This is a genomic window from Virgibacillus salexigens (assembly GCF_014905415.1).
Taxonomy (GTDB): Bacteria; Bacillota; Bacilli; order Bacillales; family Amphibacillaceae; genus Virgibacillus; species Virgibacillus salexigens.
The window spans coordinates 33474-47280 of sequence record NZ_BNEO01000008.1 but is presented as its reverse complement, the minus strand read 5'-3'; the positions used below and the strand labels follow the sequence as shown (position 1 = coordinate 47280).

The 13807-nt window shown below is 34.6% G+C and carries 16 protein-coding genes; 2 read left to right on the top strand and 14 right to left on the bottom strand.

Translation table 11 applies throughout. The annotated features are described in order from the left end of the window. Positions 1–48: 48 nt before the first annotated feature. Positions 49–741 (bottom strand): OmpA family protein, encoded by a 693-nt coding sequence (locus JKP73_RS20425; protein WP_021292403.1) that lies wholly within the window; start codon positions 739–741, stop codon positions 49–51. After that, the gene (locus tag JKP73_RS20420; RefSeq protein WP_021292402.1) at positions 731–2560 is read right to left on the bottom strand and encodes a MotA/TolQ/ExbB proton channel family protein; all 1830 of its coding nucleotides are present in this window, start codon (positions 2558–2560) and stop codon (positions 731–733) included. Before JKP73_RS20420 ends, JKP73_RS20425 begins: the two co-directional genes overlap by 11 nt. Before the next feature lie 450 nt (positions 2561–3010). Here JKP73_RS20420 and JKP73_RS20415 point away from each other — a divergent pair, with 450 nt between their 5' ends. Beyond that, entirely contained in the window at positions 3011–4240 is a 1230-nt protein-coding gene (locus JKP73_RS20415) for an esterase-like activity of phytase family protein (RefSeq protein WP_101953559.1), read from the top strand. Between the two features lie 265 nt (positions 4241–4505). Here JKP73_RS20415 and JKP73_RS20410 read toward each other — a convergent pair whose 3' ends face one another. The 8 genes from JKP73_RS20410 to JKP73_RS20375 form a co-directional block, all read right to left on the bottom strand. Beyond that, on the bottom strand, positions 4506–5045 hold the full coding sequence (locus JKP73_RS20410; protein ID WP_021292400.1) for a GNAT family N-acetyltransferase: 540 nt from the start codon (positions 5043–5045) through the stop codon (positions 4506–4508). A 134-nt stretch (positions 5046–5179) separates the two neighbouring features. Then, on the bottom strand, positions 5180–5776 hold the full coding sequence (locus JKP73_RS20405; protein WP_021292399.1) for a DJ-1/PfpI family protein: 597 nt from the start codon (positions 5774–5776) through the stop codon (positions 5180–5182). A 266-nt stretch (positions 5777–6042) separates the two neighbouring features. Beyond that, the gene (locus JKP73_RS20400; protein ID WP_038245582.1) at positions 6043–6759 is read right to left on the bottom strand and encodes a ferredoxin reductase domain-containing protein; all 717 of its coding nucleotides are present in this window, start codon (positions 6757–6759) and stop codon (positions 6043–6045) included. Positions 6760–6990: 231 nt separating this feature from the next. After that, positions 6991–7380 (bottom strand): YrhK family protein, encoded by a 390-nt coding sequence (locus JKP73_RS20395; RefSeq protein WP_021292397.1) that lies wholly within the window; start codon positions 7378–7380, stop codon positions 6991–6993. A gap of 630 nt (positions 7381–8010) precedes the next feature. Then, on the bottom strand, positions 8011–9279 hold the full coding sequence (locus tag JKP73_RS20390; protein ID WP_200411746.1) for an MFS transporter: 1269 nt from the start codon (positions 9277–9279) through the stop codon (positions 8011–8013). Positions 9280–9357: 78 nt separating this feature from the next. After that, complete coding sequence (locus JKP73_RS20385; RefSeq protein WP_021292395.1) at positions 9358–9579, bottom strand: DUF3953 domain-containing protein; 222 nt, start codon at positions 9577–9579, stop codon at positions 9358–9360. Between the two features lie 175 nt (positions 9580–9754). Continuing rightward, a complete protein-coding gene (locus JKP73_RS20380) occupies positions 9755–10567 on the bottom strand; it encodes a pentapeptide repeat-containing protein (protein ID WP_200411745.1) in 813 nt (270 codons plus the stop codon). Positions 10568–10676: 109 nt separating this feature from the next. Continuing rightward, a complete protein-coding gene (locus tag JKP73_RS20375; protein WP_200411744.1) occupies positions 10677–11177 on the bottom strand; it encodes a MarR family transcriptional regulator in 501 nt (166 codons plus the stop codon). A gap of 127 nt (positions 11178–11304) precedes the next feature. Between JKP73_RS20375 and JKP73_RS20370 the strand changes: the two genes are divergently transcribed. Continuing rightward, entirely contained in the window at positions 11305–11727 is a 423-nt protein-coding gene (locus JKP73_RS20370) for an SgcJ/EcaC family oxidoreductase (RefSeq protein WP_200411743.1), read from the top strand. Between the two features lie 243 nt (positions 11728–11970). On the opposite strand, the gene JKP73_RS20365 is transcribed toward JKP73_RS20370, so the two are convergent. The 4 genes from JKP73_RS20365 to JKP73_RS20350 form a co-directional block, all read right to left on the bottom strand. Beyond that, positions 11971–12156 carry a hypothetical protein gene (locus tag JKP73_RS20365; RefSeq protein WP_021292390.1) on the bottom strand — a complete coding sequence of 62 codons (186 nt, stop codon included), beginning with the start codon at positions 12154–12156 and terminating at the stop codon, positions 11971–11973. A gap of 32 nt (positions 12157–12188) precedes the next feature. Then, positions 12189–12437, bottom strand: coding sequence for a hypothetical protein (locus JKP73_RS20360; protein WP_038245585.1), 249 nt, complete (start codon positions 12435–12437; stop codon positions 12189–12191). 121 nt (positions 12438–12558) lie between these two features. Next, positions 12559–13152: a hypothetical protein gene (locus JKP73_RS20355; RefSeq protein ID WP_038245587.1), complete on the bottom strand. Its 594-nt coding sequence runs from the start codon at positions 13150–13152 to the stop codon at positions 12559–12561. After that, the gene (locus JKP73_RS20350) at positions 13153–13674 is read right to left on the bottom strand and encodes a hypothetical protein (RefSeq protein ID WP_234447150.1); all 522 of its coding nucleotides are present in this window, start codon (positions 13672–13674) and stop codon (positions 13153–13155) included. Positions 13675–13807: the final 133 nt, after the last annotated feature.

The following is a 13807-nucleotide window of genomic DNA, read 5'->3' as shown; positions in this document are numbered from 1 at the left end:
CAAAACTATTTTCTTATAGTCTACAATTCTTATATGCATCTATCAATCTTATTTCCCTAAAATCTCTCGTGTTTTTTCAAGAATTTCTTCATCCTTTAAGCGAAATTTAAATTCTACTCTGCGAGATGCATTTGCACTATAATCACCATTATTATCCGTACGAATATCCGAGAATGATTTACTATTTACAGTAAGCTTATCTTTTAGATGTTGTTGTATATTTTTATACGGAAAGTCACCTCCTAATATATACGATGCCACACTATACGCCCTATCCTGTGAGAGTTTTAAATTGTACAAATACGTCCCATCTCGATCGGTATGGCCTTCGATAATAATCTCCGCTATATATTCTTCATAACCGCTTTGCAATAAAATGTCCAAATATTTCGGCACAAATTCATCTAAAAAAGTAAAAGACTCCGGTTTTAATTTATCTTCATTATATTCAAAGAGAATTTCTGTATTAAAAATAATTGCCCCCGTCTTCTCATCAACCTCTACGCCGAGTTCAGATCCACTAAACTCTTCTTTCAAATCATTCACCAGTTTTGCACGCACACCCATAATTTGATCTAACGTTTCCTTCATTTCTTCAATTTGTAAGGATTTAATCACCATCATACAAATAAAAATGAGCATAAAACAAAGTAAAATCGTCGTCAGTAAATCCGTAAAAGAGGGCCAGAAATGCCCATCCTCCTGGTCTTGTTTAAACAGACGTTGGTACTTAGTATTCATTTTGACTCAGCCTTATCGGATTATTCGATGTTGCTGTCCGTTGTGCAAAAGCCGTCAACTGCTGATTTAAGATTTGAATTTCGCGATTTAAATCTTGTAATGTCTGTTGAATAAACCGGGCCTGATTTTGCTCATTTGCATCGGATACCCGACGTAATTCTTGAAACTCATTACGAATTCCATCATTGGCCCCTTGCATATAATCGCGGATTGCCTGACCAACTTTATCCAGCTTATTACCAAGCGAACCTTCTAAATTACTAACATAATTAGCTAAGGTATCTTTCATCATTCCTACACTCGTTTCTAGTTGGTTCTCTCTTTGTTGAAAAGCTTGACTCATTTGATTCATTGTTGCGTTTATTTCTTGAATAAACTGATTATTCTTCATCCCCATCTGTTCATAGGTGCTTGCAGCTTCTTGCATATGCTTCTCAAATGTCATAGAATCAGCCAAATGAGCTTTTAAATGTTGGTTAAACTGCTGATTAAATTCTTTTAATTCAGTAAACCGATCAGATAGTAGATGCTTGTATTCGGACTGTGTTTGATTAATTACCTGAAGTGCCTCTGGTAATTTGACCATAGAGTGTCCCATCTTATCAAATTCTGTGGAAAGTTCCCGTAACTGTGTCATTATCCCTGTTAATTTTGTTGAAACATCCTCACCAAATACTTTTCTAAATGTATGGTTATGTTCATCCATGCGATCAACAAGATGCTTGCTTTTTTCCTGTATTTGTTCAAATCTAGACTGCATTCCGCTTTGATCTTCTAATAACGAAGAAGTAAATTGTTTTATATCGCCAACAGAATCATCAAATTGCTGTAATGTTTCTTGTTGAGCTTTAGATACTTCTCTTACTTTCTCATACGTATTCTCAAACGCTTTTGCCATTCGTTCATTTCTACCGTCCATACGTTTGAAATAGGAAAATAACGAATCAAAATTCTCGTTCAAATGTTTCGTTCCTTCTGCAAAACCATCCGTAACATCTGTCATATAGTCAAACAATTGTTGGAATTGATGAAGGTTTTCAGAAAGTCCGTCATTAAATGCCGCTAAGTCTTCTGCAGATTTTTGAAGTCCTGTTGTATACTCCTGAAACCCAGAAAATGCAGCTTCCATATTTGATAATGATTGTTGATTGGTTTCTTGCAAACTACGTATGGAATCATTTATCATTTCCGATACATCAATTAGTCGATTCATGCCATGTTGTTTATGTCCTTCTAGCTTAGATTCTGTCATTAACATAATATCTGTCAGCATAAATTCCGTATTAAGGACTTTCATCAATACTGTCATAACCAATGAAAAACCCATCCCCGCAATGCTGGTATAAAATGCAACATCAATACCAGCTAGAACACCAGCTACCCCTTCAACTAGATCATTCCCTTCGATATCAATGCTTCCTAATGATGATGTTAACCCAATAAATGTTCCTAATACCCCAATGAGAATAAATGCCGACACAGTCATTTGAATCATTTTAATTAAGCTGACCACTGGCATATGAAACAAGCGCCAGCTTGAGAATTTTTCTTGTACAAACGTTTCTGCCTTTACGGATTCCTGTTTTTGTTTCTTATTATATTGATCTTTAAAAGAAGCTAATGGTTCGATATCCATCCGATCGGTCTCTTTTAAGTAATTTCTTAATTTCTTCAACTTATTAAACAACGACAAATGAATGAACAAAGCGGCAAGAAACGTTACAAACAAAACGATAAAAATAAACTCAATCATCGGATTAGTAAGGATTGTTTCTGCTTTTTGCTCACTTGTAAATAATTCAAGAATGGCTTGCACCATTTGATTTCCTCCCTATAGCATGTATTTCACATCTCTATACTATTGCTATTCAAGGGTAGAAGGAATCATGTGTACAAGTTAATGGAGAGAGGAGAATTTGAAACAAAATAAAAATCCTTCACATTACACAAACAAACAATTAAATCACCCATTTTCTGCTAAACGAACGCAAGAATTCAGATCATTGTTGTAATTTTCTTTGTCTGTATGGATAACCGGAGGCGATATAAGTATTAATTTTTTTTATTGTACTACTCCTTCATTAGAATTACTTACTTTTATTCAATCGTTTTTTTCTCAGTTTTGTTATTTCTATTTCCCCTTCTTCAAGTTCATAAGTATAAGGAGTCCTAACTCTAGCTTTACACAATTTATAATAAAAAGTTAAATACTATTAATATCATTCCGCTATAATGGTTTTCAATCATAGTTTAATAGAGGAGTGATGTTATGATTAAGTTTTGCAAGTATGTATTGATGGGTTTGATAGCTTTGTTCCTTTCAGGGCAAAACGCAGTGATGACCTCTGCACTATCTCACTCAGTAACCAACGGCAGCCAAGAAATTCAATCCGCCATGCAATTAGGTAGCAAGAAAAAAGAAGAGCAGGCCCGAACTATTAACCATGTAAGATTAATCGGCTCCTATAATCTCCCGCATGAAATGACCTACAAAGGGACGGTGGTTGGCGGTTTTTCCGGTATCACGTACAACCCTTACAACAATAAATGGCTAATTATTAGCGATGATAGGTCTGCCCATAATCCAGCAAGATTTTATGAAGCAAGAGTGAACTACAATTCCAGAGATATTCAAAAAATTCGATTCGTTGATGTAAATTACTTAAAACAGTCAGATGAGACCGTTTATCCGAATAAAAATCAGTATCTTAACGGTGCAGATGGCATTGTTTTAGACCCAGAGTCCATTCGCTTTGATCCAATGGACTGCAGTATCTGGTATACGAGTGAAGGCGATCGTTCCCTTGGTTTGGATCCATTGGTTCATCAAGCCACACCAAATGGCGGCTTTCTTTCCGAATTGCCTTTAACAGGGACTATAAAAATGGATGAACAAAATGAAAGAGGCTTTCGGAATAACTTAGCATTGGAGGGAAGCACATTCTCTGCGGATGGGAAAACTTACTGGACGGCAATGGAAGGGCCGCTCCTGCAAGATGATTCCATCCCAACAACTAGATCAGGATCATTATCACGTATCACCCAGTATGACAGAAATGGGAATACATTGGGTGAATATGCCTACCCGATTGATGCTATTCCTGAACAACCAGGCGAAGGCAAGCATGCAGACAATGGTGTGACTGAGATTTTAGCTATCAATGATCAGGAACTTTTAGTGCTAGAACGTGCCAGTATTCAAGCAGAAGATGGTAGCTTTAGCAACGATATAAGGGTTTATAAAATAAATGTAAACGGAGCAACGGACATCAGCAGCATGGAAACAATAGACAAAGAGAATATCAATCCATTGCAGAAGGAACTGGTCGTTAACTTAAATACCCTTGGCCTTGATAAAGTGGACAATGTAGAGGCAATGAGCTGGGGCAAAAAGCTTCCAAACGGAAATGAAACCTTAATTTTGGTTTCAGACAATAACTTCAATCGAAGCCAAATCACACAGATAATCGCTGTGGAAGTTATACCCGAAAATAAATAAAGGAAAAAACATTATTAGGAAAAATACAACAAAGAAGAAGCTCTGTGTTTGTCAACAAAGCTTCTTCTAACTTTATATCGTTTTTAAATCCAGAAAGTTCGTTAAAACGTATTTTTTCTAGGGCATAGGCAACTGTGCGAAGCCAACAACTAACTTTAGTTTGATCATTCTCTTCCTATGATCATCCACAAAAATTCCGTTTACGGAAATGAATTAGATCAAAAAATGAATACAAAAAATAAAAAAGGAACTTGCGTACTGCTTGTCAATGTCTCAATGCATCATAAATCGAATAATCCACTTCACCTGAAATATTGGCCAAACCATTTTCACATAACTCCATAGCCATTAAATTCTCTTCAGAAGGTGGAAGATTTTTCTCGGATGCATATATTCCGAAATCAGTTGATGTTCTAAATCCAAAGCGATGATAGTAATGATTATCTCCTTCAACAATTATTCCCTTATATCCCAGTTTAGCAGCTAATTTAATACCTTCCTGCAACATATACTTACCAACTCCTTGACGTTGATGATTAATTGCTACTGAAACTGGGGATAGCATCAATATCTTATTTTTATACTTATTACTAATTGGAAGTTTTGATAGGATAAAGTGACCTATGATCACACCTTCTTTCTCAACCACTAAATCAAGCTGGGGAATATAATAGTGTTTTTCTCGGATCTCTCTTACTAACGCTTTTTCAGCTACTCCGTCCGAATAATTGGTATTTTGGAATATCTCATATACAAAGTCTTCAATAAAACTATATTCTTCTTCATGGACTAATCTTATTTTCATTATCAGACCTCCAATTTTTTAATTACAATCTCACTAAGAAATGCTCAATCTTCAATGTAAAAATCCTTCCTTCCTAATTGACCTATTCAGAAGGATGCACGATTCGATCAGCGTATTCGATTGTTATTAATGATTTAAATGACCATATCGTATTCCATTCTGTTAGCCGTGCTTTGAGCTATTTTGGAACCTAGTAATCGTTTTACTATATGAAAAGACATATTAATCCCTGCTGAAATTCCTCCAGATGTAATTAAATCTCCTTCATCTACGAATTTAACTCCTTGCTGTACTTCTACTTCCGGAAATTCTTTTTCTAGTCTATCAAGACTTGCCCAATGCGTTGTACATTTTTTTCCTTGTAGTAAACCTGCTTTTGCTAGCAGTAAGGCACCTGTACATACAGATGTCATTAATTGAACTTTTTGCATTTGATTTACAATCCACTTTATTACAATCTCATTATGTATTTCTCGTTCTCTTGCCCCTAGTCCGCCAGGAATGATGAGAATGTCAAATTGTGGTATATAATCAAAGCTGTAATCTGGTTGTATCTTTAAACCATTTCGAGCGTATACTAAGTTGCCTTTTTCGGATACCGTTTCAACAATAAAAGGCTTTACATCATGTTCTAATGTTGTTACAGAAAAAACTTCAAATGGACCTGCAAAATCTAAAACCTCTACATCATCAAATAAAAAAATTCCTACTCTCCACTGTCTTTTATTCATATGGGATTCCTCCTTTTAAAATTTTATATTTGTTTATTTAACAGTAAAATCAGCAATTTTTCAACTTAATCTTCCAAACAAATCTGGTCCGATCAAAAAATTCCTTCAACAATCTGACTCTTTCATGCAAAAAAGGTGCATATCCCTCCTCCGGATATGCACCCTTTTCTTTAAAAAACACCCATGTAGCCACCCTTTCATTGATTATCTGCTACGCTTTAATGGAACATCTTTTTAGTGATTACGAAGAAACTATTTTGTCTCACTTAAATTGACAAATCAAATGACAAAAACTCAGGCAGTTGTTGTTCATGCTTGTCTAGCATAATTTGTTTCGGCTTGATCCCTTGATCATGCAATACTTCAATATTCTGCACGAGGAATTCGTCGCTGCCGACAACATAGAAGAGGCCGTCCTTGTCCGCAGCAAGATTTTTCACTTCATTATAGTAGTCTTTACGGTTATCAACGAAATGTGATGTGAACTGCTTGTCAGGTGCAGATTTAAATATGTCAGTGAATAAGAAATTACTTGATGAATCGATGTTCAATGAATGCATTTGATTAACGTTGTCAGCACGCTCGAAATAATCAAGTACTAACGGTCTGAAAGTTGCCAGGCCAACACCTGATGACAGCAGGTACACATTTTTATCTTCTCTTTTCAATGGTACATTCGAATGCGTTTTAAATAGGGCAACGTCACTGCCGACCTCAAGATTTCTTAAAATTATTTTAAACTCAGAGCACTGCTCTCTGATACGCGTTGTAATACCGATGGAATTTTCGTAGGGCAAAGTGGAGATGGACATGTGGCGAACCAGGCTCCGGTTTGGTTTCTCTCCGGCATTAAATCCTTCCATTGCAAAGTGGGTGTGTGAACCTTCTTCCCATGTAAAGTCTTCCGGGCAATCTAGCATGTACGTTTTAACCTCAGGCGTTTCTTCAATAATCTTATTTATTTTAGTCCAGTATATTTGCATGATATATTCTCCTTACTTATTGAATTTGTATTGTTATTATCTAATATACTATAAATGATAATGATTCTCAATTAAATGGATGAATTATTTCGACTTAATTTTTTCTGTTAATACCAGTCTATTGGCGAATGAAAAACGAGTAGACTTCATTTAGTCTACTCGTTCTCACATTAATGTAAAGCTGGTGCAAGTCCTTATCCCTTTCTTGATCCCCTTAATGTTAATATCACATCATTTGTTATTGTTTTTTAGATTTCTGATTTCTCTTTCAAGGCTGTTAACTTTTTGTTGTGTCTCTTCCATCATCTCTGAAATCTTCCAGTCATTTGCGGATGAATCGGAACCATTGGTACTAATGCGTTGCAAATGGATATTTCGACTAATACGAATGAACGGTCGAATAAGAAGTTCAAGACTTCCTATAAGGAATAACCATGTTCCTGCCTCTTTAGTACCTTCCCAAAAAAAGAACGTACTTCCAATTATAAACCAAACGGCAATAAGAATGTCATTCAACGTGTAGTAGAATTCATAACGTTTTTTAATAATAATTTCATGGTCTCCAATATCAATATCAATTTCTGAATTGTAATTTTGCTTCTTTTTTTCTTGATTATTCATTTCCATACCATCCTTAACTCCAAAAGATTTATAACATGAAAACGGTAAAACTAACTTCCCTTTAAAAACAGGAACCTAATTTTAATTCCAATTACAGTTATACTGATTCTTAAGTCTTTTATAAACACTGTTTTTCAAACGGCATTCAAATACTTCTTAATCAATAAATATCTTCCCTAAACTTTTAACTCAAAACGTTATTGATTTTTTGTAGCACTTGTTTAGTCTACTCCTTTAAACATTCTTGACAGATAATGCTGCTTTCCTTCAATTAACCGTCAACTTAAACGATAGAGTGGTTCACAAGTGATACATTTAAATTCCTGAGTCGTAATGGACATTTCCACACCCTTAGGTTTAGGTGCAACAATGGAAAATGTATCTACAGGAAGCAGGTTTTGTGTCTTGTAGCTTAACTAAATCACTTTCGGTGTATCATACGCTTTTTTCTCCATCATTACCTCCCCTCCATCATATCTTTTATACATAGCATAACCCCTAACGTAACGTCAGGGGCAAGGAATTTAAATTAGTTATAGTTGTTGGATCCATCTGCGATTTCATACGTTCATATACTTAACAAAGCGCTATTCATAACCTGTTTGTTTTTATGTTAAGTGGCCTTTTGATTTAACAATCTATTTTACTACTTACTACTTTATATAATTTCTCTTTTCCTCTATCGTCTTCTCGGTAAATCGATTTTTTATTTGGCTTTAGCACTAAAATTGAAAAGATAAAAGATAAAATTAACATAACAAGTGCCAAGGTGACAATCGTAATCCGCAAGGGAACAAAATCTGCTACAACTCCAATGGCAAGAACAAAAATTACCTGAATAGCACTTTGGACTAACTGATAAATACTTGTGACTCTTCCCATTACTTCAACAGGGACGTTGTTTTGATAGAAAGTCATCATTCCTGCATTTAAGAACACGTTAAAAAAGCCCAAGATTACGAAGCCGACAACAATTGATGAAAAAGACCACGAGAATGCATAGATGACATAACCAATAGTCATCATGATTAGACCAATTGAAATCATATACCTGAGTGAAAATGTATTCGAAAAAATCGACAGAAAAATGGCACCAACAACAGAACCAATCCCGGTTATGCTAATTAACAAGCTATAATCAAATTCAGAAAGTCCAATTACTTGTTGAGTAAAAACAACTTCTTGTGTATCCATGGCAAATGAAAAAATCATGATCATCATAAAACCAAAATAAATAAAAGATACATATTTATGGTTAAAAATAAACTTACCAACAACCCTAAAGTCATGAATTACTTGTGAAACTGTCAATGTCGGTATGGTTCCTTTATCAATGTTTTCAATTTCAGGGAGAAAAAATAACAAAATCGCAGAGATAACAAATAATGTTGCATTGAGCCATAATGTTGTTTCCACAGATGTTAATAATATAAGCGAACCACCGATCGCAGGTCCGATAATAAATGCTCCAGAACTCGCAAATGAACGAATTGAATTGAAGCGCTTTCTTTTTTCTTTCGAAACGAGCAGTGTAACATATGTCATTGATGATGGATAAAAAAAAGCATTTGCCACACTTAAAACAACGAGAATCCCGTAGATTATTACCATGTTTGAAGTAAATGGAATCATACCGATGAACACCGCTCTAACGATGTAAGTTATCACCATTACTTTCCGCTTACTTCGATAATCGATAAAACTACCTGTCCAGAATTTTGTTATGATATTCGTTATTGGACCGATAATCCAAAGCCCTGCAACCGCCGCTGCTGAATTGGTAAGCTGAAAAACAATGATGTTTATCGCTACTAAGTATATAAAGTCGCCGATATTTGAAATTCCAATCGAAGACAACAATATGGAAGGATGTTTCCAATTCTTTACGTTTTCTATCATAAACGTGACTCCCTATATTATTCAATATGGCTCTAAAATAGAGCACGGATCCTTATGCAGGAAAAGTGACCGATCGCTTTATAAAGTATAGATTCCAACGAAAAGACTAAATCCAGCTGCAAGGAATGTTGTAAAAGCGATTGGTTTTCGTTTTTGAAATTCAGTCATCCCCATTACAAGAAGCATGACTCCCATTGACAATAAAACATAAGGTAATATTATTCCAGTTTTACCAGTTATCAAACCATAACTGGATAAAGCGATCCCGACTATCGCCAAAATTATTCGAACTAGTTTCACCAGTGCTTCCTCCCAAGAAATAAAATTAAGTCTCCTCTACAACATGGCCCTATAAGCAATAGAGGTGCTGCCCCTTATTTCAGATAGACCTTTCTATACTAAAAACTTATTCCGCCTTTTTGTTTAAGATTGTAATTAAAAAATGGTTCGATAATAGTTATGCGGTGACGCAATTTTATTTCAACCAATGTTCTGGTTTTTCTAAGAAGCTTGGTATTTTCGTATGGATATTTCCATTAGCTGAATTTATTTGAGATTGTGTCAGAAAAATAGCATCTGCTAGGTTCGCATGACTTAGGTCTGCATCTCTGAGGTCAGCACCAATAAAATCAGCTTTTCTTAGATCAGCATGACTTAAATCAGCTGCTATTAATAGTGTTCCTCGAAAACTAATCCCTCGTAAATCTTCCCCTTTTAGATTTGCTCCCAAGTAATCTAAACCTTTCTTTATTCTTTTCTTTTGACCTTTATTAATTAGATCTATACGATACGATTCACTTGTTTTCAGTAATAAAACATTAACTTTACTTCTATGTGCAGCAATGTCTAACGTTAAAATTTCTTCAGGCGCTCTCTTCGTTAATTTTAACGTTTCCTTATAAATGTTTTGCAGACTTGAATGAAATGACTGTGTTTCCCTTAAGCTTAGAGCTTGATTGAGATACCAAAGCATTTCATGTAGTTGTTGAACGATTGGAAATACCGCAAACATTTCTTTAGCACGCTCTAAGTTATTTCTCCAATCACCACCATCATAGATATTCTGTGATACATGTTGTCCTGCTCCAAAGCATTCATAAGTAACACAACCACGAAACCCTTTTTCTCTCAATTGATCATGTATACTACAACGATTATTTAAACATAAATTTCGACATGGTTCTCCGCCGTCTTTATTGAATGGAAAATCTGCCGATTTGGCATAAGGTAAGGCTACACAACATAAACCAAAACAATTATTACAATCTGATTTTAAATAATCATACATTAGTATGCACTTCCACATTCCCCTTAGATTTATTTCTAGTATAAATGAAAAACCTTTATTTAACACAGTTTAAATTACTTCATTCGATATGTAATGAAACGGCGGCTCTTTAACATTTACGAGACTCGTTTTCCCCTTGGTTAAATTGATTCATAACAGTTAAAGTCATTTCATTACATTGCTTGATAAAATCGTGAATAAGTTTTGTTTCTCTTTCGTTGTACTGAGATAAAATCTTAACAGTGGATTCAAAGATTAATTGGAACATAGGTGAAATTTTCTCCATTTCTTCGGAAACCACCTTAATTATAACACGTCTACGATCTTTAGGATCTTTATCTCTACCAACATATCCCGAAGCTTCCAATCTGTCGATTACACTGGTAATTGACCCAGTAGTTAAACCAGTCAATTGAGCAAGCTGCCCTGCAGTTACTGGTCCACTGCGATTTAGAAAATCTAGGCATTTGTGATCGGTGGCATTCAAACCTAATTTATCTGAGAGGAGTTCGTGAAACATAACAGCTCGTCCGCTGTTTAGACGTAATTCATGGATCAACTCTCTTTGTGTTGAAGTAAGTTCCGCGGAAGAAAAATGATTACTTGACATAATGTACCTCCCTACATATAATAAAATTATCTTGATTAATCGAGATAATTGATTCATCAAGATACTTTTCACTATATCACACCGCGTATGTGCATTCAAATTTAATACAGAAAGGGGTTCACCAAATATGGCAAAGCAAAAAGATATCATGGATATCGAGACCTTATTTTTAAATCTTGGTGAGGCGTGGAACAAAGGGGATGGTACACTATATGGAGATTGTTTTACTGAAGACGCAGATTACGTTACGTTCATGGGTCAGCACTTAAAAGGGAGAAAACAAATTTCCGATGTTCATCAATGGCTTTTTGATGGTCCACTTAAAGGGTCTAAGATGGAACTAGACTCTACTATGGAGTTACAACCTCGATTTGTGACCTCCGATGTAGCCATTGTTCATGGCGAGGGAGAAGTGAAACTTGCTGACCCTAATCACGATTCAGACGAGAGAGAGTCAATTAACACAAATGTTGTCGTAAAAAATAGAGGAGAATGGAAGATAACAGCATTCCACAATTGTCGAATTCAAGAGCCTTCGAACAACAATTAAAACCTTTTTTATGTCACCACTAGACTCCCAATTTCTTCATTTTTATACTTAGTAATTGGGGTTTTTATTTTTTATATCCAAGGAAAATAAGAACTTCAGCTTTGTTCATACAGTTTACTTAGCTTTACAAGGCCTTTCCTCTCTATTTACATCCAGAATCTTTCCTTTTATTCCGGTAACAGGCCCAGTTGATTTAAAAAATAGCTTCATTCTTATTCCTGCTTCCCCTCTTTTCAGATGCACTTATTCCTCTTTGCGTTTCTTCCATTTATAAGGAACTTTTGACCAATTATAAAATAGAAGAATTAAAAACATCGTAAAACCTATCCCTATATTATCAAACCAATTAACCTTTTTATTTTCAAATAACTGCCAAAGAGTTAATATGGCAAAATATATTAAACTAAATCTCAAGCTTTTCTTAAACATAATGTCTTTCCCCCTAAAAGCTTTGAATTTCATCATCCTAAGATAAGAAAAATTAGAATCAAAGTAATGATTCCTAACCCATATAATACGAGTTTTTGTCCCTGTTTACTTTTGTGATAAAGATACACAAATAAAAAATAAATCACGGTTGCTGCTAAGTAAAAAATTAATCCTGAAATGATTTTATCTTTACTATATTCGTGGTTATAAGCCATAAAATAAATGATTACTGACACTATTGTTACTAAACCAATTACATTTAAAAGTTTATGTGTACTCATTTTTCCCCCTCCCTTTTCTTCGTCACTTTTTGTAATTAATGATACAAAGGCACATTTATGCATTTGAGAAACAAGCCCATTTAATTTAGACAGTCTAAGCATGGATTAGCAAGCAGTTACTTTAATTAGTTCCTTTTATACTAAAATATGAGATAGATGAATGGATATAAAATAGAATAATAAAAAATAATAAAAGCCCAAGTACAGCACCTATAGCAATAGATAGAAGAATTGTTTTCCATGTATAACCTTGCAAATCTGCCTCTGAGTTAGCTCTATCAACTTTTCTGAAATGTAGAAGGAGACTAATGTTTACTAGAATAATAACAGTAAAGGTGATTATGAACATAAAAGTAACATCTACTTCAAATAGAACCTCTTCCGAATTCCTGTAAAAGTAGTATTGCAAAAACATAAAACTGCTGAGGATAAAATTCCATATATAGCTCATTTTCCGTTGTTTAAGCCATTCTTTTCCCATCTTTTGTTTCTCATAAATTGTTATCTGTTCAAAAACAGGAATGAATTTGTTTGTAGACTCCCCCTTTAACAAGTCCATAATTGATTGAATCAGTAGGAAAACACCAACAAATACAAAAAGTGATACATCCATAATACAGGTAATAACAAAAAGAAGCATTAGAAAAATGATTAATAAACCATTTGTAATAGCCATTTGTTGGGTCCTCATTCTTCTTAAATCATTCGGATCCATTTACTCCCCCTCGTTGTTTTCAACATGTTTGCTGTAACTAATAGATTTATTTTTTGAATGATATAAATCGATCCGTTCTTTAACCTTTCTGTTTTTGATCGGATTCCACCACTCAATAATCATATATATATCATTGACGTCGTCAAGTGAAATAAGTTCCCCATTTTCCTTTAGGTATGTACCACCTTCAATGGTTCCCGTGGTTTTTTCTGCTATGTCAATCCCTAACCCTGATACCGAACCAGAATGAACCGTTTTATCTTCGTCATTAATGATAGCATGTGTTTCGAATTGAAAAGAATCTGTATTGTATTCTTTGTTATTTTTCATTTTTAGTGTTCCATGGCCTGCTTTAAACTCCTTTTGTGTTATCTCAATTTCATAACTATTTAAGTTCCAGCTTTCACTTTCACCCATTAGTAACAAGTAATCATTGTTAGAGTCTTCTTGATTTTTACAGGCAGATAGTATTAAACCGAAACACAACCACGTTACTAAGCTTACAAATATATAATGTTTCACTTTCAAAAACCCTCGCTTACTGTATAAGAAAATTGGGATATTTAGCAGCTCTTCAGCAGACTTTTGAAATATTCTTCATACTAGACTTTTAGTTATATTTGTTTCATTTTGATTATCACTACGAAATAAATCC

Bases quoted from the DNA above. Each gene is read 5' to 3' on its own strand.
- JKP73_RS20425 (WP_021292403.1), bottom strand. From the start codon at position 741: ATGAATACTAAGTACCAACGTCTGTTTAAACAAGACCAGGAGGATGGG.
- JKP73_RS20420 (WP_021292402.1), bottom strand. From the start codon at position 2,560: ATGGTGCAAGCCATTCTTGAATTATTTACAAGTGAGCAAAAAGCAGAA.
- JKP73_RS20415 (WP_101953559.1), top strand. From the start codon at position 3,011: ATGATTAAGTTTTGCAAGTATGTATTGATGGGTTTGATAGCTTTGTTC.
- JKP73_RS20410 (WP_021292400.1), bottom strand. From the start codon at position 5,045: ATGAAAATAAGATTAGTCCATGAAGAAGAATATAGTTTTATTGAAGAC.
- JKP73_RS20405 (WP_021292399.1), bottom strand. From the start codon at position 5,776: ATGAATAAAAGACAGTGGAGAGTAGGAATTTTTTTATTTGATGATGTA.
- JKP73_RS20400 (WP_038245582.1), bottom strand. From the start codon at position 6,759: ATGCAAATATACTGGACTAAAATAAATAAGATTATTGAAGAAACGCCT.
- JKP73_RS20395 (WP_021292397.1), bottom strand. From the start codon at position 7,380: ATGAATAATCAAGAAAAAAAGAAGCAAAATTACAATTCAGAAATTGAT.
- JKP73_RS20390 (WP_200411746.1), bottom strand. From the start codon at position 9,279: ATGATAGAAAACGTAAAGAATTGGAAACATCCTTCCATATTGTTGTCT.
- JKP73_RS20380 (WP_200411745.1), bottom strand. From the start codon at position 10,567: ATGTATGATTATTTAAAATCAGATTGTAATAATTGTTTTGGTTTATGT.
- JKP73_RS20375 (WP_200411744.1), bottom strand. From the start codon at position 11,177: ATGTCAAGTAATCATTTTTCTTCCGCGGAACTTACTTCAACACAAAGA.
- JKP73_RS20370 (WP_200411743.1), top strand. From the start codon at position 11,305: ATGGCAAAGCAAAAAGATATCATGGATATCGAGACCTTATTTTTAAAT.
- JKP73_RS20365 (WP_021292390.1), bottom strand. From the start codon at position 12,156: ATGTTTAAGAAAAGCTTGAGATTTAGTTTAATATATTTTGCCATATTA.
- JKP73_RS20360 (WP_038245585.1), bottom strand. From the start codon at position 12,437: ATGAGTACACATAAACTTTTAAATGTAATTGGTTTAGTAACAATAGTG.
- JKP73_RS20355 (WP_038245587.1), bottom strand. From the start codon at position 13,152: ATGGATCCGAATGATTTAAGAAGAATGAGGACCCAACAAATGGCTATT.